The sequence below is a fragment of the Leptothoe sp. PORK10 BA2 genome (genome assembly GCF_034932105.1).
Lineage (GTDB): Bacteria > Cyanobacteriota > Cyanobacteriia > Phormidesmidales > Phormidesmidaceae > Leptothoe.
This window is the reverse complement of sequence record NZ_JAYGIG010000133.1, coordinates 19753-42590: the sequence shown is the minus strand read 5'-3', so window position 1 is coordinate 42590 and position 22838 is coordinate 19753. Positions and strand designations below refer to the sequence as shown.

18 protein-coding genes are annotated in these 22838 nt (G+C 51.5%); 4 read left to right on the top strand and 14 right to left on the bottom strand.

From position 1 onward, the window contains the following. Window positions 1–111: 111 nt before the first annotated feature. The 12 genes from VB741_RS21545 to VB741_RS21490 form a co-directional block, all read right to left on the bottom strand. On the bottom strand, window positions 112–504 hold the full coding sequence (locus tag VB741_RS21545; RefSeq protein WP_323367271.1) for a hypothetical protein: 393 nt from the start codon (window positions 502–504) through the stop codon (window positions 112–114). A gap of 466 nt (window positions 505–970) precedes the next feature. Further along, window positions 971–1945: a DMT family transporter gene (locus VB741_RS21540; RefSeq protein WP_323367270.1), complete on the bottom strand. Its 975-nt coding sequence runs from the start codon at window positions 1943–1945 to the stop codon at window positions 971–973. A 179-nt stretch (window positions 1946–2124) separates the two neighbouring features. Continuing rightward, window positions 2125–2622 carry a DUF302 domain-containing protein gene (locus VB741_RS21535; RefSeq protein ID WP_323367269.1) on the bottom strand — a complete coding sequence of 166 codons (498 nt, stop codon included), beginning with the start codon at window positions 2620–2622 and terminating at the stop codon, window positions 2125–2127. 100 nt (window positions 2623–2722) lie between these two features. Then, window positions 2723–3829: an agmatine deiminase family protein gene (locus VB741_RS21530; protein WP_323367268.1), complete on the bottom strand. Its 1107-nt coding sequence runs from the start codon at window positions 3827–3829 to the stop codon at window positions 2723–2725. A gap of 13 nt (window positions 3830–3842) precedes the next feature. Next, window positions 3843–4532 (bottom strand): SAM-dependent methyltransferase, encoded by a 690-nt coding sequence (locus VB741_RS21525; protein ID WP_323367267.1) that lies wholly within the window; start codon window positions 4530–4532, stop codon window positions 3843–3845. A 9-nt stretch (window positions 4533–4541) separates the two neighbouring features. Continuing rightward, window positions 4542–5423 carry an oxygenase MpaB family protein gene (locus VB741_RS21520; RefSeq protein WP_323367266.1) on the bottom strand — a complete coding sequence of 294 codons (882 nt, stop codon included), beginning with the start codon at window positions 5421–5423 and terminating at the stop codon, window positions 4542–4544. 32 nt (window positions 5424–5455) lie between these two features. Next, window positions 5456–6151, bottom strand: coding sequence for a Uma2 family endonuclease (locus VB741_RS21515; RefSeq protein WP_323367265.1), 696 nt, complete (start codon window positions 6149–6151; stop codon window positions 5456–5458). A 34-nt stretch (window positions 6152–6185) separates the two neighbouring features. Further along, window positions 6186–7358, bottom strand: coding sequence for an NAD(P)/FAD-dependent oxidoreductase (locus tag VB741_RS21510; RefSeq protein ID WP_323367264.1), 1173 nt, complete (start codon window positions 7356–7358; stop codon window positions 6186–6188). Between the two features lie 34 nt (window positions 7359–7392). Continuing rightward, the gene (gene psbQ / locus VB741_RS21505; RefSeq protein ID WP_323367263.1) at window positions 7393–7821 is read right to left on the bottom strand and encodes a photosystem II protein PsbQ; all 429 of its coding nucleotides are present in this window, start codon (window positions 7819–7821) and stop codon (window positions 7393–7395) included. Window positions 7822–8107: 286 nt separating this feature from the next. Beyond that, on the bottom strand, window positions 8108–11788 hold the full coding sequence (locus VB741_RS21500) for a CHAT domain-containing protein (protein WP_323367262.1): 3681 nt from the start codon (window positions 11786–11788) through the stop codon (window positions 8108–8110). Window positions 11789–11937: 149 nt separating this feature from the next. After that, window positions 11938–12951 (bottom strand): NAD-dependent epimerase/dehydratase family protein, encoded by a 1014-nt coding sequence (locus tag VB741_RS21495; RefSeq protein WP_323367261.1) that lies wholly within the window; start codon window positions 12949–12951, stop codon window positions 11938–11940. A 360-nt stretch (window positions 12952–13311) separates the two neighbouring features. Then, the gene (locus tag VB741_RS21490) at window positions 13312–13464 is read right to left on the bottom strand and encodes a hypothetical protein (protein ID WP_323367260.1); all 153 of its coding nucleotides are present in this window, start codon (window positions 13462–13464) and stop codon (window positions 13312–13314) included. 288 nt (window positions 13465–13752) lie between these two features. Here VB741_RS21490 and VB741_RS21485 point away from each other — a divergent pair, with 288 nt between their 5' ends. From VB741_RS21485 to VB741_RS21475, 3 genes are all read left to right on the top strand, one after another. Further along, the gene (locus tag VB741_RS21485; RefSeq protein WP_323367259.1) at window positions 13753–16680 is read left to right on the top strand and encodes a DUF4347 domain-containing protein; all 2928 of its coding nucleotides are present in this window, start codon (window positions 13753–13755) and stop codon (window positions 16678–16680) included. A 163-nt stretch (window positions 16681–16843) separates the two neighbouring features. Beyond that, entirely contained in the window at window positions 16844–17842 is a 999-nt protein-coding gene (locus tag VB741_RS21480) for a pentapeptide repeat-containing protein (RefSeq protein ID WP_323367258.1), read from the top strand. Window positions 17843–18171: 329 nt separating this feature from the next. Next, window positions 18172–18408 (top strand): hypothetical protein, encoded by a 237-nt coding sequence (locus VB741_RS21475; protein WP_323367257.1) that lies wholly within the window; start codon window positions 18172–18174, stop codon window positions 18406–18408. A 100-nt stretch (window positions 18409–18508) separates the two neighbouring features. Here VB741_RS21475 and VB741_RS21470 read toward each other — a convergent pair whose 3' ends face one another. Further along, entirely contained in the window at window positions 18509–19267 is a 759-nt protein-coding gene (locus tag VB741_RS21470; protein WP_323367256.1) for a TSUP family transporter, read from the bottom strand. A gap of 572 nt (window positions 19268–19839) precedes the next feature. Here VB741_RS21470 and VB741_RS21465 point away from each other — a divergent pair. Beyond that, complete coding sequence (locus VB741_RS21465) at window positions 19840–21816, top strand: ArnT family glycosyltransferase (protein WP_323367255.1); 1977 nt, start codon at window positions 19840–19842, stop codon at window positions 21814–21816. A 35-nt stretch (window positions 21817–21851) separates the two neighbouring features. Here VB741_RS21465 and VB741_RS21460 read toward each other — a convergent pair whose 3' ends face one another. Next, window positions 21852–22706 (bottom strand): sulfotransferase family protein, encoded by an 855-nt coding sequence (locus tag VB741_RS21460; protein ID WP_323367254.1) that lies wholly within the window; start codon window positions 22704–22706, stop codon window positions 21852–21854. Window positions 22707–22838 lie beyond the last annotated feature (132 nt).

Sequence of the window (22838 nt, the reverse complement as noted above, 5' to 3'; positions counted from 1 at the left end):
CGCCGAATCGACGCTTAAACTTTGAATTGCTAAGGGTTTGGGTGGCTTCGTAGTTCATCTGCCTAGGTGTAAAGCAATGAACCAAAACCTAAAAATCTACCATAGAAACTATTATGCAAGAGGTCTAGTAACTAAGTTGTCAAGATAACTCAAACGGGCAAAAAAATTGTCACTTACCTGTCGAAAAGCAACTGGATTTTCAACAAAAGGTGCGAGTTCTTTAGTAGGTCGATTTTGCAAAATCAACACCTGCAAATGGCTCAGGTTTTTTTGCTCCTGATAGGTAGCAGTTAAGGTTTGAGTAGACTCTTTTTGATAATGGCTACCCACCATTAATCCAACGACAGCACCAGCCAGTGGAATGGTTCCAACCAGGGCATAACCAAAGATAAGCTTTTTTCGGAGAGTGAGAAATTGAAAGGGCGGACTCTTTTTTGGGACCAGTTCTCGCGTTTCTAATAAGTTTTGCTGGTGCTTGTGGTTATCCAGGGAGTCAGGAATCATATTTCCACTCAAAAAAATTCTTCACCCCCTAAGATTCCCACTAGAACAGCCTAAGTCCCAAGGTAAGTTGTCGTGCATTTTAAATGCATGATAATCACTCTAAAGCCCTTGCAACAAAGGGATCAGTCTAGAAATTTGAATGACGATCAGCTTAGCCCTACATACAGCAAAAACCTGATGGCATAACTATTACTTAGAGGGAAAGTTTCCACCTATCTACCCCATACGGGTGATTAGGTGGAAATATTTCTGCCTAAGATCCCTATACGGGTGATTAGGTGGAAATATGTCAGCCTAATCCAACTATATGGGTGATTAGGCGGAAAGTTCAGCATAATCATCCCTCCTATATACCAACCGTCTGGAAAGTTTTTTAAAAGTTAACGTCGTAGCTGACATTTGCCCTGTCGTCTATTTTTGCTACCCCTAAAATCGTTATCTTCTTAAATGCAGCTGAGATTAGGTGTTAATGAGTATGACGAGACTTTAAACTCAGCATAGACACGCCAAGTGTCACCAACCCAATGCCAATAATTTGTTGTTGTTCTAATGCCTCTTGCACTACCCACCAGGCCAATAGTGCCGTTAACGCAGGCGCACTGGCCGTGAGTAATGCCGTTAACGATGCGCCAATGAAACCAATGCCAAAGTTATTTAAGATGTAGGCTACCAAAGTGAAGATAGCCGAAATAAAAGTCATTCCCAGAACCGGAGCCCAAACTGCTGGTTCAATGATTATTTCTTGCAAGACCATGAGCGCCAGGCTGGCCAAGACGGCTACCATGGCAAACGTAAATAACGAAAAAGGTACAGGATGCAACCCCGGCTGTCCCTTCAGCGACAGCTCCGCAAAAATACCATATAGTCCAAACCCTAGCCCAGCCCCCAGGGCACAAATCCCCCCAAGCAACGGATTGCCCGTAGGTTCAACAGACGTAGTCAGAGAGGTGAGCACAACACCTATGGAAATGACCACCATGAACCCAAGCTGATAGGTTTGCGGCACCTGGTGAAAAAATAGCCAAGCCAACAGAACCGTAATAGCTGGATAGATAAATAATGTGGAGATCGCAATCCCTGCCGCCACCTGACTCAGGGCCATATATAACAAAATCAACCCCAAAAACAAACATACCCCACTGGCTAAAACAGCGCCCAACAACCTAGGTGTCTTTGGCAATGTCCCCAACGCCCTAAACGTCTTCGGATATAACCAGGGGATCAACCCAGTCAACAGCAACGTCATCATCGCCATGCGTATGGCTAGTAGCAGGACCACATTACTCAGATGGGGAGTCACAAATCCACCGAAGGGAATCTGACCAAACAGCCGACTCTCACTAAAAAACAGCCGTAAGACTACATTTTGAATCGATAGACTCAGGGAGCTTAGGAGCACTAAGCCGATGCCCAGTAGTTTGGTAGATTGGGGTGGCGTCATTGAGTAGTAGTAGGATAATGACAGGCCACCTGATGATAGTCGTTAATAGGGTCTAGTGTTGGTGCCGTTTGCTGACAGGGTTCGTCCCCCTTGGGACAGTCGGTTAAAGACGTCATCCCATAGGGCTCTGTTTTTGTGAATTTGCCCAGGTACATTACCGTGGGTTTTGTTAAATGATCCTAGGGTGCGATCGCACCATTAGTCAGGTTATTGAGTGCGCCTGAGATTGTTTTAATTGCCTCGATGCCGCAGCCATTGAGGCGATGACGTCCCCCTAAATACTGCGGGTCATCGTAGGCCAGCTGAACTTCGCCCTGTTCGTCTTCCCAAATCAGCACCTTTTGCGGCAGGTCAATGCCAACGGTCTGTTGACACTGCATCAAGGGCGTGCCCACTTTGGGATTACCAAAAATGACCACCCGAGTAGGCCGCAGCTCCAGATCTACCCCTGATGCATTTTGGGCATGGTCCACGGTGGCAAATAGGTTTAACCCTTTGGTTTCTAAGATTTTCTTAAACCGGTCTTCCGTTTCTTCAACGCTGTAGGGACTGGACTTAATAATCAGTCCAGTGGGAGCTGTGGCTTGGGCAACGGCCTGCTGACGGGAGAAATAGGCAATGGTCAGACCTGCGAGTAGGGTAATTAACCCAAGGCCAATGGCGGTAGGATTGCGCATAGTTTTGAAGGAGCTAAACACCACTGTCAGCCTACAACGAAGCCCTATTACTGGCAAAAAAGAATATCTACCATTGCGAATGATTAGGGGGTATCAACCCCTAGGGAGTAGCTACCAGCATGGGCTCCTGCTGGGTGGCGCAGTGAATGCTACCACCGCCAGCGGCAATGCCATCAATATTGATGGCAACAATTTCGCGATCAAGAAAAGCTTGCTGCAATGCCTGCTGCGCTGCTTGGTCAGCTGGCCCATCGCCAAAGTCCTGCATGATGATGGCACCATTACAGGCATAGAAACCGATATAGCCCGCTGCAAAGTCTTCAGTCTCATAGGTGCTGCGGATGGTGCCAGGGGCTTCCAGAACAATTACCTCTAGGGACTGACCCTGGGCATCGGTTGCCGTTTGTAGAATCTCTAGATGTTGCTTAGTCACCTCATGATCGAAGTATTCTGGGTTCGGCTCATAACCTGCTAGAACAACTCCAGGACTGGCAAAGCGAGCATAAAAGTCGGTATGGCCATCGGTAATGTCATAGCCCTTGATGCCCGGTAGCCAAATGATCTTTTCAAGACCGAGCAGGGGCATGAGCAAATCTTCAAACTGGGCCTTAGAAACACCGGGATTACGGTTTTCATTGAGTACACAGCTTTCGGTGATGATGGCGGTGCCATGGCCATCCACCTCGATACAGCCACCTTCTAAGACCAGGCTAGTATTAATCACCTCAGCCTCGGCTTGGCCAGCTACCAACTCAGCCACTGTGGCATCTTGTGCAAACACTTGCTTTTGACCCCAGCCGTTGAAATTAAAGTTAATGGCTGCTTTTTTACCCTGGTCAGACCAGACGAACAGGGGACCCGTATCGCGTATCCACAAGTCATCCAAGGGGGAAACCACTAGCTCTATGGAGGCCCCCAATAGGTTTTTGGCTAGATCATACTCCTCAGCTCTGACGAGCATTGACACTGGCTCATACTGAGCAATGGTTTGGGCAATGGTGACTAAATTACGTCGGACTTCTGGCAATAGTTGACGACCCCAGATCTGCTCGCTTGCGCCAAAGGCCATCCAGGTGCGTTGGTGGGGCATCGCTTCATCGGGCATCACCCATGTACGGGCTGGGTTAGGGTTGGAGTTCGTACAGCCCATGATCAGGCCTCCAGTAAATAGGGCAGTGTTTTGGAGGAGTTGTCGTCTAGTGACCATGATTGACAAAAAACTATGATGGATTGGCTGTAATTTTGAGCATTTTGTTGCCGTTACGTTGTAGTTCGTAGGCCACTGGCTGAATCTTGCATTGATAGTCTAGCTTTGTTAGGGCCTCTATCACAAAGTCTAGATGGGGGGAGGGTTGCAAACTGAGGGTAAGGAGGGGAAAAATGCGAACTTCCGGACATACGCGCAGCATTTCGCAGATCGAGTTTAGGTGAAAGGTGCGGTCAAACTGATCGGAATAAAGAAACAGAAAATGGGAGCAGAGCCCCAGGTCATAGCTGGAATCTGGGTATTTTAGCTGGGGCAGTTCTCCAACTTCGTAACGGTTTTCGGCTTTGCCCTGGGCAAAGTCTTGGCAAAACGTTTGGATGGCTTTTTCACGGTTTTTTCGTAGGTCCTGCGGGGAACTATGATAGCTCCAAATCCAGTCATCTGGGGTGTTTTCCACTTGGGTGATAATGTTGTCCACAACGGCGTCAAAGCGTTGTTTAATTTCCCCGGCGCTGAAGCAGTAGAGGGGATCAACCGACTTGATGGTATAGCCTAGCTCAGTGCCTTGGGCATTAAAGCCTGCGGGTCCGTCGGCAACACTGAGAATGGAACCTCGTAGATCTGTCTCCGTGAGATTAAACATTCTCACGTATTCGTCAAACAGACGACCAAAGGGAACGACGTTGTCTAGCTGCATGGCCATGGCAATCTCCTAGGAATGTTCTTTCTGATCGATAGAGTTTAGATCCGCCAACAGTGATGGGGGTCCAATGTCATTTAGGCCATAGCCTTGGGGATAGCTACGAATGGATTGATCGGCAAAGAAGTCTGGCAGAGATCTGGGGGGAAGTTTACGTAAAAAACGACTGCGTACTTTCAGGCCATTTTCCAGCAGTTGGGTAAGACTGGCTGGGGCCGGTTGCCAACCCAGGGCATTGAGCAGAGGGGCATCTAACAGGGCTGGAATGGCTTGGTTGGCGAGCGATCGCAACCCCATCGGAAACCAACCCAACAGCATGGCCCGCGTGGCACCTGCTACCCGTTGATTGGCGGCGGCATAGGCAAAATGCTGCTGCTCGTAGGTTTGGTTATATTGTTCAAACGCCCCATAGGAGTCGGGGATATCGGTAATGCCCATGCGCTGCCCTACGGCCACCCAAAAGTGATACATGGCCTGCTTTTCCAAGTCGCTCAGGGGTCGCCAGCCAAAGCGATCGCACCAGCGTACGGGCTCATAGATGAATGTGGACAGCACATAGAGGTAATCGCTATTCCCAATGGGATATCGACCATGGATCGCATTCATCCGCTGCAGAAAACCCTGACCACGGGGATGCTCATAGCCCCATTTAAACAACTCTGAGACAATGACTCCGGTATCGTCGTAGCGCTTTTGGGTATGATGCTGAAACTCTCCTGTGTGATCCAGTAGTTGGGCGATGCTCGGCACACAAAATGTACGCAGCAGGGCAATTTCTAAGGCACGGGTGATATCCCAGGGAAATTCGTAGCCTGCCAGTAGATGACAAATGGCAACAGCATCTCGCTCCGGATCCATCTCCTCAATTTTTCGAGCAATATCATAGTGTCCCATGTCTTACGAGATGCCTTAGATTGATATTCTAGCTATCGGTTATGGTTGCTTTCTGCGGAGAGTTGTTGCATAAACTCCCGATGTTGCTCCGTTGCTAAGCCCTTTTGTAACACTGTCAGCACCTGTGCCATATCCCCCGACAACAAAGCAAATACATCTAGCCATAGCCCAGGAAATACCTGACTGTAAAGAATGCCCTGCTCGTCCACGACCAAAGGAACATACTCATCTGCTTCTAGGCTAAACCAATCCAGCTGGTTTTCCAGGGTACGCCACACAATGTATTCGTTCACGCCATTACGCCGATAGGCCCGCTTTTTATCATGGAGATCAATGGCAGCACTACTGGCTGCAATCTCAATGACCAGTTCTGGGGCACCTTCAATATAATCATCCTCTGCAATGCTCGCTTGACGCCCTGGCACAAATAGAACTGCATCAGGCTGGGGCTCATTGTCAGCATCCAGCCGCACTGTAGGTTCAATGCCCATGACAGTACCGGGAGTGGATGTCTTATAGGTCCATAACCAACCAGTCAGATTGCCATGGGGCTCACCATGGCTTCTAATTCTGAGCGGTGATGACATAGTGTAAACAACTCCCTCTACTAACTCTGCTTTGCGTAGGTGGGGCATGGCCTGATAACGACGCTCGAATTCAGACCGAGTTAAACGATCGCCATTTTCTAATGGTGGAGTGATCATCAGCCGTTGGGGAGTCGTAATCATCGTTGGCGATAGGATACAGACTGGCCATATCAGTTTAGCTTAGACCCTCGTCTGCCAAAGTTCCTAGTCCTTCTTTTTCTCCATATCTGCCTTCGGTTTTGACCGTGAGTCCCAGGAGTTCTGCCACCGTTACGGCTGTTCCCGGAGCCAACAACACCCCATTGCGATAGTGGCCCGTTGCCAAAATCACGTTTTCATAGCCTGCTAAGGGCTTAATCACAGGGGCTCTCTCCCCTTGGGGGCGGGGGCGTAACCCACTCCAGTGACGTACAATCCGAGCCTTGATCAAGGCTGGACAGAAGCCCGTTACCAGCTGTCGCATCTGTTCTAACTGTTCTGGATTGGGTACTAGTTCAACATCTAGGGGTAGTTCTACGGCTTTACCACCGGGGGGGAATTCCACCGTTGCCCCTAGCCAATAACGGTTTTCCCCCAAGGGCACCAGATTAATATCATGACCGTTAATCACCGGCTGGAAATTGTCAGTCCCCAGGGGGTGTTCCAGTTCAACTTCCAGAGCTTGTCCCAGGACCGGGATCATGGGTAGCGGTTCTGGCCCGATTTGGCTCAAGTCAGCGGAGTCCAGCCCCGCTGAAATGATCACAAAATCGACATCGAGACTCTCATCGGGCAGCTGCAGCTGAGAACAATAGCCCGATTGGGTCTTTAAGCCTAAAACGGGGCTTTGCCAGTGGCAGATAACGCCCCGTTGCTGGGCTGCTTCCACCAGGGCCAGGGTCAGTTGCTGAGGATGGACCTGGCCATCTTGTGGGGAATAGATGGCGGCAGCGACATTCTGGGCATCGATCTGGGGACAGTGCTGTCGCAGCTCATCCGGGGACCAAATTTCTAAGGGATAGCCTTGGCTGGCCCGCTTTTCTTGTAGGTCTTGCCAGTGGGGTAGCCGTTCTGGATCAAAACATAAACTGAGCAGGCCTTGGATGTGGGGAATTGGCCGCCCTAGGGACTCTTCTAATTCGGGAATTAAGGTCTTATATCGTTCAACGCTATCTCGACGCAGTCGCCAGCTGCGTCCTTTGACCTTGTGGCTAATAATCCCCATTAAAACGCCCAAGGCTGCTTGGGTGGAGCCTTGGGCTGGGTCTCCTTGATCGATGAGGTGAATTTCTAAATCGCTATGAGAACTTAGTTCGTAGGCGATGGTCGCACCAACAATGCCACAGCCGATGATAGCAATTCTTGTCATAGATCAGGGATTACCTAGGGGATGATTTTGTGGCTCATTCTGCCGTGGGCAATGAGTTGAGAAGTTTGCTCAAGTCACTGGCGAATTTGGCATAGGCCGTACTGGTACCGTTAAAGTCATAGGCACCCACGGCAGAACTCATTGCTTCAAGGTCAACAGAAACTTTGTCAGCGATGGCTAAGAGGTTGGCTTTATCTTCGGGTAATAGCTGATACGCTAGGCGATTCATGCCTTCTCTGAGAGTACCCAGGGGACCGTGGATAAAATTATCGATGTTGACCCAGTTCTTGGTGCGGATATAATCAGCCAACTCAGGTAAGCGATCTTTTGAGCTTTGGATGCGGCCTGCGTAGATACTGATCTGCGAAAGCTGGGCGGCTGAATAGGTGGCGGGTGCAGTGGCCTGCCCTCCAGAACTACAGCTCACCAGTAGGGTTGCGATCGCAACTAAACAGATGCCCATCAGCGACCGCGTTAGTGATCGAAGCAGTGATCGAAACCGTTCCATAACCTACAATGCTCCTAAAAAATGCTCTTAAAATCTAGCCCTTAAGCAGTCTAGACCCCGCTAATTATAGTACGTCAATCCATTTTTCCACCCCCCCTTCTCACCCCTTCACCAAGAGCTACCATTCATTTCTCCAACCCCCTTTCTCACCCCACCAACGAACAGGTGCCCCAAAATTAATGCATATCTAAGGCACGCAAATTTAGCCAATCCCGAAACCCTTGCCCAACAAGGCCTGCCTTCACCAAGGGCTACCAATAGTTGTAAAGGAGGCCCAAAAATAGGGATGGGAAAATAAGTCGCTGTCGATGTTGGCCAGTTCCGCCGGCAGTTCCAATGAGCCCCCCGACCACAGCAGCTGCCCCGCTTCGACCCGAATTTCACCGTTGAGCATGGCCAGCTGGGCCTGACGCAGGGCCTCAACTTTGATCGGCTCCGTTTGCAAACTGGTATAAAACTGGGTCATTAACCCGGCGGTGCTGACATCATCCACTTTCCATAGGCTGGCGATCGCCGTCTTCACGCCGGCCTGGATGGCTAGACCGGCAAAACCCAATTCCGCTTCCCGATTACCTAGGGCCGTGCGGCAGGCGCTGAGCACCATCAGCTCCACCGGGGGATTATTGAGGCCTAAGGATCTCACCTGGTCGAGACTTAAACGCTGATCCCAAAACTGAATATAGGATTGGTCCAGCTCACCGGCCTTGAATTCTCCATGGGTAGCCAGGTGCAAAATACCGTAGGGCTTACGGGCACGGTTGGCGATCAGGGCGTCGGGGGTAAAGGTTTCATTGAGCACAAAGTCGCCCGGCCACAGTTGCTCAGCGATGGTATTGAGTTCGAGGGGGACCGCAGGCAGTTCGGGCTGATCATCAAAGACGGATGCCCCCATGGCCAGTACCTCAGTATCCCGCACATCCACATAGCGCAGGTCCGTCAGGCTGACGCTGGGCATTAGACCCACACTAAATCGCTCGATCAAAAATTGGTCCCCATTGTGCAGGGCAGAGACGGGGAGCGATCGCAAGCCTGACGGCATGACAAAGGCAATATTAGTGATACCCCGCCCGTAGAGTTCAGCCTCTAACGGCGCAATCAGCCAATCGTTGAGTTGCTGGGCTGAACTTAAATAGGTGTTGCGGTTTACCCGTCCCCGGTTGGCGACATTGCTAATGAACTGTTCAGCCGTTTTTTGCACCTCTGCCTCAGTAACGGCAAAGGTTTTCAAAATTGGCAGGCCCTCTGGCGTGATCACCACGAGTTCTAGAACTTCGGTGCCTTCGATGGTGGGTGTTTCGGCTTGTTTCGGCAACACCTGGTCATGGGTGTTTGTCTCAGTAGGGGACACAAACGAAACGTAAACGATGGCGGTAGGTTCCCCAGTCTCTTCCGCTGCCAAGGCTAGCTGTTGCTGTAACTGGGGGAGTTTAGGATTCAAGGTCTCTTCATCATCAAGATTGAGGTGACCGCGAAACTCATCCGTATATTTAATCTCATTGAGTAACAGTGCTTGTTCTGCCTCAGGGAGTAACTCTGGATCAACCGTGAGAAGAACACCAGGATCATCTTTTTCAGTCAGTTCTGGGTTGGATGAGTCAGTTGTACAGTCTGCAACACAGTCGTCTACATCGGGTAAATCTTCAGGGTCCGGGTCGGGTTCAGGGTCCGGGTCCGGTTCAGGATCCGGGTCGGGTTCAGGATCTCCAGTTGCAATTGAAATATCTCCTTCAATAAAGTCTCCTGGGAAAGATATTGTTGGAGAGATTTCATTCCTAGTAGCGACAATGGCAGCTGCAGTGCCGTTCTCGCCAGGATCACCGACGACAAAAGGGGTCTCGCCATTGCCACCATGGGTGATAGCTACCTGACCCCGATCGCTGACTACGCTGACAAACTGAGGGAAATTACCAGACTCTGACTCACTGCGATCAAAACTGCCTAAGGCCCTAAAAAATTCCGATGTGGTAACGGTAATGTTGCCACCTGCTGCCAGGGTATCTACTTCAATATCCTGATTGCTGATCAGGGTAATGTTTCCCCCTACATCAAACTCTGAATTGCTCTCTAGATTAATGCCCAGGCTACCGTCACTAGCGGTGCCGTTGAAAGTGACTGAACCACTGATGGGTGTTTCCTCAGACCTAAATCCATTGGTCGTAATCACATTGTTGGCGGCCAATGTAATGGCTGAGGTACCCGTGAGATTGCTGCTGTTAGCGGTAACTGTGAGGTCTCCACCGGACGTATTGATGACGGTTAGAGGAAATCCTGGTGATCCCGATGAGCCGAGATTGTTCAGCACAACCTGACCATTCCCGGTGTTGTCCGTGTCAGCGGTGAGGACAATGTTAAGCGGAGCCGAAAAAGAAAGGGGTTGGATCGCCCCGTTAATAAAAATACTGCCTGCGGCTTCCAGGGTGAGAGTTGTTTGATTAAATGTGGAGTAAGACAGATTGGTTGCCAGGGTAATATTGCCCGTTTCATTGCCGGTGGTGCCGGTGGTGATACTAACATTGGTGCCACCGGATAAGGCTGCTGTAATGGTATCGACGCTTAAAATCGCTGGCGATGAAATGGGTTCGAAAGGATTGGCTGGATTAAATCCGGTGGAATTGGGGGCATCTGTAATCACCACATCAAAAGGATCGATTAACCATAGGCCACCGTTACCCAGGGGAGCAGATACATCAGGGTTGCCTCCCAGGGTAAGCCCTTGCAGTCCGCTAGTTTCCACCAGACCACCGTTACCGCCAGCAGCACCACCACGAGCCAACAGTTTTCCTAAAACATGGGTGGTCTGATCGCTCCAGACAATGATTTCACCCCCATTTCCACCCACGGTAGCACTGGCATCTAATACCGAATCAGCGCTGACATAAGTAATCTGGGCGTTGGGTAAAGGTCCTTGCCCCCGATAGCTACCGCCAATATGGATGGTGCCACCACCATCGGGACCGCTGGCATCCAGCAGACTATTCGCGACACCAACGGTATCTCCCAATAGGGCAATATCACCAGCGGTAATATTGCCGTTTACAATTGTTGTGCCAGGGGTATTTGGAATTACTAAATCACTATTAACCAGCCGTACGGTGCCGTCGGTATTTACTTGTAAACTGGGGACTGCGTCTCCGGCACCGGTCAAGAGTTCTGGCAGCGCTAGGGGAGATAGGCCCAGGAGAGATAGGCCCTCGGTGGGGGCAACGTCGTAGCTGAGGAGAGAACCATCGATACCCAGTCGGATAAACTGTTCTCCGGGGACTGATGCGATCGCAACCTCACCCGCTGATACCGTCCCCGTCGAGACCACAGTTCCACCGGCCAGGGTCAAAGCACTCTCTGCCCCCAGGGTCAGATCCGCCGCATTAACCACCGAGCCAGGAGTGCTAAATCGAAACACTAAACCCGTGGGACTGCCCACCAAGCTGGCATAGTCGGGGCTGGTGCCAATGATATCTAAAGTGCCATCGGCAAAGGCCAGACCATCCGCTGTTGACACGCTCAGATCTCCCGGCAGGGCCAGGGTGGCATCGGGGCCAAACAATACCCCCACCGGATTTAACAAAAATAGATTTGCCTCACTCCCCGTCAATCGGAGCTGACCATTGATCACGGATGGATTCCCACCGTTGATTCGGCCCACCACATTGAGCACATTGGGCTGGGTAATAAAGTGGGCCGCCTCGGCAGAGGTGAGGCCAAACTGCTCAAAACTATGAAATAGGTTGGCCCCATCCCGGGAGAGCGTGCCGCCGGTAATCTGATGGGTGCCATCTCCCTGGACGGTAACCTCTGTATTGGCTCCATTGGGACTAATGCTGCCACTGGGAACAATGGACTGAGCCGAGACTAGGCCAGGAACCATTCCACCAGCCAACAAACCACCAATAATCAGAACTGCACAGCTTTTGATCGGTGCCATCGCTCACACCTCCCTTAAATAGGGTTATTAGATAGGGCTATTCCATAACTTTGCCCTATCTTCAGCCCATGGCTTAAATCTCCCGGAATGTTTCTAGGAAGCAGAGGGGAGACCGCTGTAAATCTTCAGTAAGTCTTCTTCGGCGGTTGCTAGGCGTCGCGCCCGTAGCCATTTTGCTGATACCACTGCACAGTATCTTTAATGGTGTCCTTGATGGGACGATAAGAAGCTTTGAGCCCCTGGGCCGCTTTAGTGGCATCAAACCACTGCCTCGAAAGCATGATCCGCACCATATCTCCAGGAATAAACGGCTTTTGTCCCTTGACTCGTCCGATGATGTCTTGAATAATTGCCCAGATCCGCACGGCAAACCGGGGGAGTTTTTTATTCGGCACGGGTTGGCCGCTGAATTCGGACAGATTACGCATAATCTCATCCACCGAGTAGTATCCACCGGTAACTAGGTAGCGTTCATTGGGCTGCCCCGAATAGACAGAGGACAGCATGGCCTGGGCCACATCTCGGGCATCCACCAGGGGAAACCCACCACTGGGTATCAAAGGAGCCTTACCTTTCATAAAATTCAAAATAAAGCGTCCCATCTCCGTTGGGGCCGCATCATTGGGTCCCATCATGCCCGCTGGCAAAATCAGCACAACGGGCAAGTTATGGGTTTTGAGGAAATTCGAAATGGCTTCTTCAGCCATCAATTTACTCTTGAAATAAGGATTTTTATGGTTGAAGTCCTGGAACGGCGTTGACTCATTACTAGGAGCACCGCCTCGAATAATGCCCACACAGCCACAGGCACTACTGACATAGACCACCTTGGACACCCCTGCTTTTTCAGCGGCTTCCAACAGGTGAATGGTGGCATCTACGTTAATCGCCTTCAGCTGCGGCCAATGGTCGCCATAGTCGAAGGATTCCCGAAAATAAGATGCCGTATGGAACAATACATCGCAGCCTTGCAAATACTGGGCAAAGGCGGGCACTTCTTGCAGGTCCCCTTGCACAACTTTTAAACTCGGATGCTCCCCCAAAATTTTACTGGCTTTGGTCAACTCACGCGTTAACGCAATCACTTCAAAGCCCTGATTTAATAATAGTTGGGTGAGATTGCTACCGAGCAGACCGGTACTGCCAGTGACAAACGCTTTCATAAAAACTCCTATACCTGGATAAACTGGCTGGCGACAAATGGGGGGGCCAAGGGGCCACCATCAGCCGACGGTATGCTCTGGGACTGGATCGCCTTAGTGTAAAGCACTTTTACGGAAGGATTGACTCCTTACCCAGATATTCCCCGTACCTCATACACCAGCACCATATACAAAGTTCTGTATCCGTAATCCTGATTCAATATAAATTAAATTTCTGGACATGGTTAAAGATGATGACCCACGGGTGTGAGTTCCTTGCCCGATATACATTCATGTCTTTATGTTCATACATAATCATAGGTACGGCGAGGGAGCATGGGGCTGACTGATTAATCCAAGCCTTGAATCCCTATTAATCGGTCAAGACCTGTTGCCATAGCGGTGCCAATTCATCCTGAGCTGTACGGCGCGGATCAACTCCGCATAGGTATTCGATGCCTCGAGCTCTTTCACCTGGCCTGCCACCTCCCCCAGTCCCCATGGGCTGAAGTCACCGAGCGTTGTGGGTCCCATAAAGCTGCATAAATATTCAATGTTGTTTCCTTAGTCCCCGCCTCAGGATGCTGATGGTCTAAGGAAGTCTTGGACATGTTGATAGGAAAAAATCAGTCTTTTCAGATCCCCTATTGGCACCTGTATCGGTAGCCGATGAATGCCCTGACAGGTTGTGCTGCCCATGGCCGCTTTTCCCTAGCGGGTCGAGTACTTACCACCGCTGTACCCATAGTTCACAACACTATATTTATTTTCTAGCGGAATTTCCCTACGGATTGACCGATATCAATCTATAAACAAACTCCTATGACCTCTCCTATCCTTACTGCCAAGTCTGATCGCCGTCAGCCCGTCAGACAACAGGTGCTCATCGACGAGACCGCCCTGGTCATTTTTGACAGTCGGGTAAAGGACTTGCCCCTACTGCTAGCCGCCCTCCGCCCCGGTATCACCGCCCATGTGCTCGATCCAGACCGAGACGGCATCGAGCAAATTAGTCAGCTAATCCAATACCGACCCACCCCATCCCTCACCCTAGTAGCCCACGGCGCTCCCGGTGAGCTGCAGCTGGGTGCTGGCAGACTAGAACTGGGTAACTTGGAGCAATATGCCCCCCATCTCCGCAGCTGGTTTAGACCCACGGACGCTGCCCAGCTCAATCTGTTGGCCTGTAATGTGGCGGCGGGAGATGCGGGCCTCGAATTTGTCGAAGAACTCTCAGCCCTGACTGGAACGACCGTCACCGCCGCCACCACCGTCGTGGGCAACGGCCAGTGGCCCCCCATCGCCGCCCAGACATTTCAGCTGGACGTGCTGGAGCAGTACACCGCCACCTTGGTGCTCACCTTTAAAGAAGACATTAAGGATGGGACCTTTGATGGGGGCGACCCCGATAGCAACCGCCTGTTTGGCGCATCCGGCGTAGCCATTAGTCCCGATGGCAGTCAACTATTTGTCACCAGTGCGGTGGAATCAGCCCTGACGGTCTTTGATCGGGATGAGTTTGGCAATATCACCTTTCGCCAAACCATCCGGGATGGGTCTAATGTCGGGGCAATTTTAGGGTCAGAACTGCTGGCCGGAGCTTTTGGCGTAGCGGTCAGCCCCGATGGTACCCAGGTATTTGTCACCAGTGTCGGAGACGACGGCCTGACCGTCTTTAATCGCGATAGTGCGGGTAATTTAACCGAGCAACAGCGACTGAGGGATGGTCGCCGTGACCCCAATGACAATGACATCAATACCCTAGCGGGAGCCATTGATGTGGCGGTGAGCGCTGATGGGACCCAGGTCTTTGTGGTTAGCCTGACGGATGGAGCCATCACTGTATTTGACCGGGATGGGTCGGGCACCTTAACCCTGCGCCAGTCCATTGCCGATGGCCAAGGGGGCGCCAATGAGTTATTTGGGGCGTCGGGGGTGGCCATCAGTCCCACGGGGGACCAGGTGTTTGTCACCAGCCATGTGGATGCAGCAATTACTGTGTTTGACCGGGATGGGTCAGGTAATTTAACCTTTCGTCAAACCCTGAAGGATGGTGTGGGTGATGTTCAAGATCTGTTTGGGGCATCCAGTGTTGACGTCAGCCCTGACGGGAAACAAGTGTATGTGGCCAGTGCCACCGATGCGGCCCTGACTGTATTTGATCGCAATGCCGATGGTACGTTGAGTTTTGCCCAGGTGATCCGCGATAACGAGGGGGGAGCCCAGCTATTTGGTGGGGCCAATGACATTTTTGCGGGCACGGGGGTGAGCGGATTTCCGGCGATTAACGGCTTTAGCAGTGTGACGGTGAGCCCCGATGGTCGGCAAGTACTGGTAGCTGGGTTTGAGGAAAATGGCCTGACCGTCTTTGATCGGGATGCCTCGGGTCGCTTAACGTTTAGTCAATTTATTCAGGATCAAGATGGTAACGGTGCTGATGAACTAGCCGGGACCCTTGGGGTGGTGGTCAGCCCTGACGATCAACAGGTGTTTGTCACTGGCTTTGAAGATGGGGCCATCACCGCTTTTAATCGGGATTTGGCCCCTAGTTTGCTCAGTATTACCCGGCAAACGCCGACCACAGCGAACACCGATGCCGACAGTTTGGTATTTCGTCTCACTTTTGATCAAAGCATCCTCAACATTGACCCGGCTGACTTTAGGGTCACCGGTGGGTCCACCGCTGCTGTGACCAACGTCAGTGCCGTCAGTGCCACGGTCTATGACATTACGGTCTCGGGTGGAAACCTGGCTGGCTTTAACGGCACCGTCGGGCTGGATTTAGCAGCGAGTCAAAACATTACGGACCCCGTGGGGAATCATCTCCCCACGGCAGAACCAGCCACTGATGAAACCTATACCCTCACCAACACGGTGGTTCCGACCAATCCAGCTAAGCTAACCCCCCTGGCGGGTCTGGAGGTGACGGGGCTGGGGGCTGGCAATACGGTGCGATTGCAAGTGGACCAGGTGAACCTGGGTGCCATGGGCCAGATCGGTGAGATTCTCATTTTTAGTGTAGATTCGACGAGCCGTACCCAGATTGGTAGCTTCTCCATCCTGGAAGGGGGGCAGCTGCCCGATGACTATGCTCCGGCCTTTAGCATCGACAATGGCCAAGTGACTGAGGGCCAGTTTTTAGAATTTGAGCTGGTGGTCAATGGGGTAACGCGCCTAGCCACCCCCACCGCAGTGAGTGATACGCAAATCTCCCTCGACTTTGGTGCGGGCACCCAGTTAACCGCCCAAATCTTTACCCAAACAGCCACCACGAATCTCTTGGTGGGGGATGCCACCGCCATTGACCTTACGGGTCAAACGGGGGTGGTCAATGTTGAGTTTACGGTGTACCGAGCGGCGGCCAGGGACAACACCGTGGGGTTTTACACCACCGATTTTGCCAATGGCGGCATCCGTGATCCTCTCACCGGAAACTCTTTGCTGCCGGGGGATACGGGCTACAAGGAAGCCGCCCTAGCCAACCAACTAGAGGTGCAGCTCTCTGGAGAGAATGGTCAGGTGAACACATTCTCTGCGGCTCTGACCGGTGGGGGCTTCTTGGGCATATTCCTGGTGGCTGAGGGGAGTGACCCAACCACAGGGGAGGTGTTCTTTAGCCATGCTGGGGCAAATGGGGGCAATAGGGACCATGCCAAATTGCTAGGGGACAATGCCTTTGGATTTGAGGACCTGGGTGGCCTGGGGGACCGAGATTTTAACGATATGGTGGTGGAGTTTGCCATTGGGTAGGGGATGGTTAGTTGGGGGTTCCCCTAGCACTAATGCGTGAATTTACATTTGAAGCATAAAACGCCCGGTATAAGTTCTGTGAATATGGGTGGGATCACCTAAATCCGCCAGTTAAGATGCAAAAATAAAGATCCTAAATTTAGTGGATCTACCTTCAGCTCCCATGGTGATCTCACAGGAGTTGCAGCCCTTTCAACCCATTCAAATGGAACAACCTGAATCCCTAAAGCTCAACCCTATCAATGCTGTCCGTCCCCAGCCCCAGGCAGAATACGGAGCCAAAAAACTGATCGTCTTAGAAGCCAGTGACTCCAGCCTAGCGGGGGCTACCCTCAACCAAAGCTATGTGTTGGGAGGGCATATCGATCGGGACCCGATGAATACATCGTTTGCCCCCGATGGTGAGCACATTGACGTTTTACTATCAGGGGCCCATATCAGCGGTTCCACGTTCATTGGTCACTACCCCGGACTCAAGGCTGACGCCCTGGATGACGATCATCCCACCGTAATTCACAACAGTCGGTTTGTTCTGGTTGAAGGACAGGGCTATCGGTTTCAACCGGTGGTAACGATTAATCAGCCGGTGACAAAACTGCAGCCAAAGACCATTGGCAGAGGTGCCAACCTCAGTCGCTCTAATTTTAGGCAAGCCGACTTAACCGGAACTGACTTTACAGGATGCAATTTAGAAAGTACTAACTTTACGGCGGCCAACCTAACGGGGTGCAACTTTACCGGCGCTAATCTGGCTAGATGCAGTTTTAATGGGGCCAACCTATCGGAAGCCAGATTGGTCGGGGCCAGCTTAGCGAGAGCTGACTTTAGCTCCACGGTCACATCGGCCTTAACGGATTTTAGCCATGCCTACATGGCCGGAGCCCGGTTCTACTGTCTCAAGGGCGAAAAATTTGCCTATCTAGGCATTTTCTGGGGCACCCTATTTGCCCATGGGGAGAAACGGATCGAGGTGGCCAATGCAGACTTTAGTCAGATTTCGGGTTTAGTAGATGGTCAGTTTGCCTGCTACTACAAGTCTGACATTCTCTTGCCTGCCGGGGTAGAATCTCTTGCCACCAATCGATTTTTGGAAGCCAGGGAGGCACTGCCCAAGATGGCCCAAACCACTGGTGGCTCCGATGGTTGGGGGGAAGGGGTTTAATATTGCAGAATTAGGCACAATGCCATAGGCAGAATAACAATCCCAGCTCCCTACGGGTAGCTAGATGAATCTTGTCATCTTTATTGTGATGGACGGCTCGATGGGGCAGGGCATGACGGGGCTAGTGTACATTCAAATTTCGCCGGTAATCTGAATTTGGGTTAAAAATCTCCGGCATGCCATTTTGGGTTTGGCAACAGAGGGGCGGCAAAACCGAACATCCTCAGACTCGTGAGTAGGGCATCCATGCTGTGGAATAAACGGCCTGGATTAAACGACAATTAAGTTGGGTCAATCCTCTCGATTCTGAACTCTCGATGCTGAATACCATGGCAACCGCAAGAACCCAAATTTCTCTACTGCTCACAGCCGAACTGTTAGATAAGCTTCGCCCCTATCAACAGGAACATGACATCACGTCCCTATCCGAAGCGATTCTGACGATTTTACATGGGCACCTAGAGCTGGCCGAGAAACCCACACCTCCTTTTTCCAATAGTCCTTCTATTTACGATGGCGTTGAGGATGGAGCCTGTGAGGTGTTGACTGAATATCTAGGGGCCTAAGGGCTTGTTAAAAAATAAGATCCTGGCTTTGTTGATTTAAATCATGGCTTAACAAGCCTTTCAGGCTTATCCCATGAAGTAGTTTCTGAACAGCTACTAATTATCCAAAAATATCGAATAATAGCTTGACAGCCATCAGAAAACACACCCCTGAAATCACTGGACGAATCAGGGTTGCACCTTTGGCTAAGACAAGTCTGGCCCCGATGGATGAACCGATAATTTGCCCCACCAGCATCACCAGGCCCACGGTCCAATACACCTTCCCAAAGGCCAGGAAATACAGTAGCGATGACACATTGCTGGTGCCGTTAAGGATTTTAGTGTGGGCCGTCGCCTTGGTCAGGTTATAGCCCCGCAGACTGACTAGGGACAGCGCCATCAAGATGCCTGCGCCAGGTCCGAAAAAACCGTCATAGAAACCGAGGCATGGAGCAATCCATAGGGAAAAGGGACCGTGGGCCACGGGTTGCTTCTGGTCAGTGGTGCCTAGCTGAGGCGATAGGGCAAAGTAGATGCCCACACTGATCAGCAAGAAAGGGATAATTGCTTTCAGCGCGGTACTGTTGATCTGCAAGATCAGCCAGACACCCAATACCGCCCCCACAAAGGTCATAACGATCATCAGTTTAAGATCGCGCAGGCGAACAACTTGCTGGCGCAGAAAATAAAAAGATGCGGCCAAGGTGCCACCGCAGCCCTGCAGTTTGTTCGTCGCTAGGGCCGCTGCCGGAGGAATGCCCACGAGCAGCATTGAGGGTAATGTAATCAATCCGCCGCCCCCAGCAATCGAGTCTACACAACCGGCCACCACTGCCACCATAAACAGCAGGGCTACCATATCGATACTTAGGTGCATATTGTCCCTATTTCTGATTAGTATTTGTCTGGGTCTTCTGTTGAACGCGCATCCCATCCTTAAACGCAACGCTTTCAGTCGTCAACTTTCAGGGGGGCTGCGTTGTGAGAGACATCAATCACAACAGAGTACCTGCTAGAGTAAGCGGATGAAAGACAGGACTCTCCCCATCGATGCCCAGGGTCAGCGAAGCGGACAGGAAAAAGACACCGGCCAGCGTAAAGGTCGTTGAACGCCCAGGGCTATCCACTGAATTGGGAGAGGCCCTGCTCAAACAAAAAAAGAGTTTACCTGGGAGGCAACGGCCATGGCTCCCTGCACTATCTGGCACTATCTGCCGGACATATCGCTAGGGGACCATGCTAGGGGGTTAAGGAGTTGCGATCGCTAGTTTCTCCCCAAACAACCTTAAAATTCTTAGTCAGAGCACTCACAGTCAGCACCCACAGTCAGCACCGGTCAGCCCCAATGGGCCAAACCCAATGTGGGATAATACTACTCACTATTTCTTCCTATTATCTAAATTTAGGCAAGCCCCATTTAATCCCTATAAATATTGAGTGAATTAAAAGATGGCCGTCATCCTACCTATAGCGAGTCTTATTCTGCTGGTACTCATCGGTTCAAAGCTTTTTCACCACAAGCGGGAAGCCCTCTTAGCCGCCTTGATTATCTGGGCCGTGATCGTGACGGTGCTCACCGAGGTTTTGAGTCTGGTGGGTGGGTTCAATGCCATCCTATTAACCCTGGCTTGGTTAGCTGTGACGGCGGGCCTTACCTTTTTTCTCTGGCAGGCCTATGGCCCCAGGCTGGTGAAGACGGCTCCTAAACATTGGTTTCATCCCAATCCGTTTATTGAACTACCCCTGGAACTGAAACTATCGACGGTGGGAGCCACCCTGGCCCTGCTGGCCATTGGCATAACGGCCGTAATGGCTGCCCCCAATCATTCCGACTCCATGGAGTATCGCCTCAGCCGGGTGATGCACTGGATCCAAAATGGAACCGTGGCCCACTATCCCAGCCACAACACTTTCCAGCTATATCAAAACCCTTGGTCTGAGTTTGCCATCGCCCAGCTCCAAATCCTCAGCCACAGCGACCACCTCAGCGGCTGCATCCAGTGGATCAGTATGATTGGTAATATGTTTGGCGTCTCCCTGATTGCCAAGGAACTGGGGGCCCGCCGCAATGGTCAAATCCTGGCCGCCATTTTTGCTATTACCATGCCCATGGCGGTGTTACAAGGCTCTAGCACCAACAATGACCATGTTGTTGCCCTGTGGATCGTGAGTTTTGTTTACTTCGCCCTGGTTACCATGCGCCAGGGGCTCAGACCCCTGCCCATGGTCTGTCTGGGGGCGAGTCTGGGCCTGGCCATTTTAACCAAGGGCACCGCCTACATCTATACCTTTCCGTTTTGCCTGTGGCTGCTGCTATGGGGCATCCAGCGTCTGGGCTGGCGCATGTTCAAACCCATGGTGGGCATTCTCGCCATTGTCATCGCCATCAATGCCGGTCATTACCTGCGCAATTTTGGTCTGTTTGGGTCGCCCTTGGGGTCACCGGGGGATGAAACCGGCGCTGCCGTGGGGCTGAAGTACCTGATTTCCAACGTGGTTAGAAATCTGGCCCTCCATGCGGACATTGTGAGAAACCTGCACTTGGAAGGGGTGATCACCCCCATTACCGGCATTGTCGACAAGGTGATTAGAGTCCTCCATGACATTCTCGGCATGGATATCAATGACCCATTGACCACCAGTGCCAAAGATCCCCGCTTCTATGTTCCCGGTCTTTCCTTTCACGAAGACGACGCCGGTAACCCCCTCCATCTGTTGATTATTTTTATCGCCTCGGGGCTGTTGTTGCTCAATGGCCGTCTCCAACAGCGCCGCCGGTTGTTTTTCTATTGGTTGACCACCACGGGAGGTTTTTTGCTATTCTGCCAGCTGCTCACCTGGTCCGGCTCTCGCTGTCGTCTACACCTACCCATTTTTATTCTCTTTGCCGCCCTGGTGGGCACCGTCATGGGTAACTCTTTAAATCGCCGAGTGGTGAATGTTTTGACCATTTTTTTGGTGCTGCTGTCATTCCAGTGGGTGTTTTATAACCAAGTCCGACCCCTGATGGGTGAGGGTAACATTTGGACAAATCCTCGCTCCGCCCAGTACTTTACAACCCAACCGGCCCTGGAGCGGATCTACACCAACGCCGCTGAGGAAATCCAAGGTCAAAGCTGTGCCAATGTTGGCCTGGTGTATGAGAATAGTTCCTTTGAGTATCCTTACTGGCTATTGTTAGATGCCCCGCGCCGAGGCTTTAAAATGCGCCATGTCGCGGTGGCCAATGAGTCTGAACCGATGGCGAAAAAGTCTCCCCATAACCAGTTTGATCCCTGTTTGATTCTGAAAACCGCCTCTAGTCCGTTGGCGACCCCCCTAGAGTCTGAACTCACCGTGGAGGGGAAAGTCTATCGTGAAATCTGGCAACAAACCGCAGATACTGAGAGCTCTCAGAAGTCAGTCCAACTATTTTCAGCCGGTTAGACCTGAGAGTCCATGGTTAAAACCCTAATCCTCACCTAATCCTCAATTGATTGGCAAAGCTGCCTGAGTTCTGCCTGGCATTGGCTGTGGACCTGTTGCGCCTGGGCCACCAGTGCCGGTGGGAAGGATTGGGTGAGTTGACGTTGCGATCGCACAATTTTCCCTGCCTTAATATTCCCCTTTGAGTCCCCCACTCCTTTCATCCCCGTTGTTTTCAGCACCTTATACTCTTCCTCAAACGGAGCCTGGGTGTGCAAAAACTGCTGCAATGTGATCAATACCTGGGGGGTATTCTCCAATAGCTGCTCATAGGACACCACCAGCATCCGCTGCGAATTATTAATCAACCGAGCGTACTCCACCAGCATCACCATCCGCTCAACATAATAGTCCACGGTGTCCTGCTGGCTCCAATGGGGTTTCAGGTCCGCAATGCTAGCCAGACTACGCTCCGGCTCCCGCAGCAAAAAGATGGCATACACCTGGTCAGATTTCAGAAACCCATGGTCCAAAAACTTCTTGTTGTGCAGCACCTTGTCCATCACATACCGATGGTTCATGCGGAGGTTCTGCACATCCCCCAGGGTGCGAAAGTCCTGGGCCTGCCAATACACCTTTTTCAGCAATACTTTAAAGTCATGGGCATCAGCGTAGTCCGTATGAGTTTCCCCATAGCCAATCACCTCCGGATTGGTGGTGAGCACATGGGTCAGCAGGGAAGACCCGGACCGCATGTGACTCAGTAACAGCAGAAATCGATAGGGCTGGGCCCGAAACGCCACACCATAGGGCTGGTTTGCCGCCTCAATCCGGTAACTAAAGTAGTTTTGCACCAGCTCGTTCTTATATTCCCGCAGCCGCTGCCGCCACTGACCCAATGTCGATGCCATAGTGCTACTAGATAACCGTCAATAAAAACTTAAAAAAGCCTCTATACATACGTTACCCCATACGACCTGTCAGATTTTCATGGCGCAGAACCATCCCCTGGGTTGCCGCTGTGCTTACTAAGTCCAGAATGG

What these genes read in the sequence shown, in the direction of transcription:
- VB741_RS21500 (WP_323367262.1), bottom strand. Translation starts at nt 11,788, where the DNA reads ATGGCACCGATCAAAAGCTGTGCAGTTCTGATTATTGGTGGTTTGTTG.
- VB741_RS21475 (WP_323367257.1), top strand. Translation starts at nt 18,172, where the DNA reads ATGGCAACCGCAAGAACCCAAATTTCTCTACTGCTCACAGCCGAACTG.
- VB741_RS21520 (WP_323367266.1), bottom strand. Translation starts at nt 5,423, where the DNA reads ATGGGACACTATGATATTGCTCGAAAAATTGAGGAGATGGATCCGGAG.
- VB741_RS21485 (WP_323367259.1), top strand. Translation starts at nt 13,753, where the DNA reads ATGACCTCTCCTATCCTTACTGCCAAGTCTGATCGCCGTCAGCCCGTC.
- VB741_RS21540 (WP_323367270.1), bottom strand. Translation starts at nt 1,945, where the DNA reads ATGACGCCACCCCAATCTACCAAACTACTGGGCATCGGCTTAGTGCTC.
- psbQ (WP_323367263.1), bottom strand. Translation starts at nt 7,821, where the DNA reads ATGGGCATCTGTTTAGTTGCGATCGCAACCCTACTGGTGAGCTGTAGT.
- VB741_RS21535 (WP_323367269.1), bottom strand. Translation starts at nt 2,622, where the DNA reads ATGCGCAATCCTACCGCCATTGGCCTTGGGTTAATTACCCTACTCGCA.
- VB741_RS21460 (WP_323367254.1), bottom strand. Translation starts at nt 22,706, where the DNA reads ATGGCATCGACATTGGGTCAGTGGCGGCAGCGGCTGCGGGAATATAAG.
- VB741_RS21465 (WP_323367255.1), top strand. Translation starts at nt 19,840, where the DNA reads ATGGCCGTCATCCTACCTATAGCGAGTCTTATTCTGCTGGTACTCATC.
- VB741_RS21525 (WP_323367267.1), bottom strand. Translation starts at nt 4,532, where the DNA reads ATGGCCATGCAGCTAGACAACGTCGTTCCCTTTGGTCGTCTGTTTGAC.
- VB741_RS21480 (WP_323367258.1), top strand. Translation starts at nt 16,844, where the DNA reads ATGGTGATCTCACAGGAGTTGCAGCCCTTTCAACCCATTCAAATGGAA.
- VB741_RS21545 (WP_323367271.1), bottom strand. Translation starts at nt 504, where the DNA reads ATGATTCCTGACTCCCTGGATAACCACAAGCACCAGCAAAACTTATTA.
- VB741_RS21510 (WP_323367264.1), bottom strand. Translation starts at nt 7,358, where the DNA reads ATGACAAGAATTGCTATCATCGGCTGTGGCATTGTTGGTGCGACCATC.
- VB741_RS21490 (WP_323367260.1), bottom strand. Translation starts at nt 13,464, where the DNA reads ATGGGACCCACAACGCTCGGTGACTTCAGCCCATGGGGACTGGGGGAG.
- VB741_RS21515 (WP_323367265.1), bottom strand. Translation starts at nt 6,151, where the DNA reads ATGATTACGACTCCCCAACGGCTGATGATCACTCCACCATTAGAAAAT.
- VB741_RS21470 (WP_323367256.1), bottom strand. Translation starts at nt 19,267, where the DNA reads ATGCACCTAAGTATCGATATGGTAGCCCTGCTGTTTATGGTGGCAGTG.
- VB741_RS21530 (WP_323367268.1), bottom strand. Translation starts at nt 3,829, where the DNA reads ATGGTCACTAGACGACAACTCCTCCAAAACACTGCCCTATTTACTGGA.
- VB741_RS21495 (WP_323367261.1), bottom strand. Translation starts at nt 12,951, where the DNA reads ATGAAAGCGTTTGTCACTGGCAGTACCGGTCTGCTCGGTAGCAATCTC.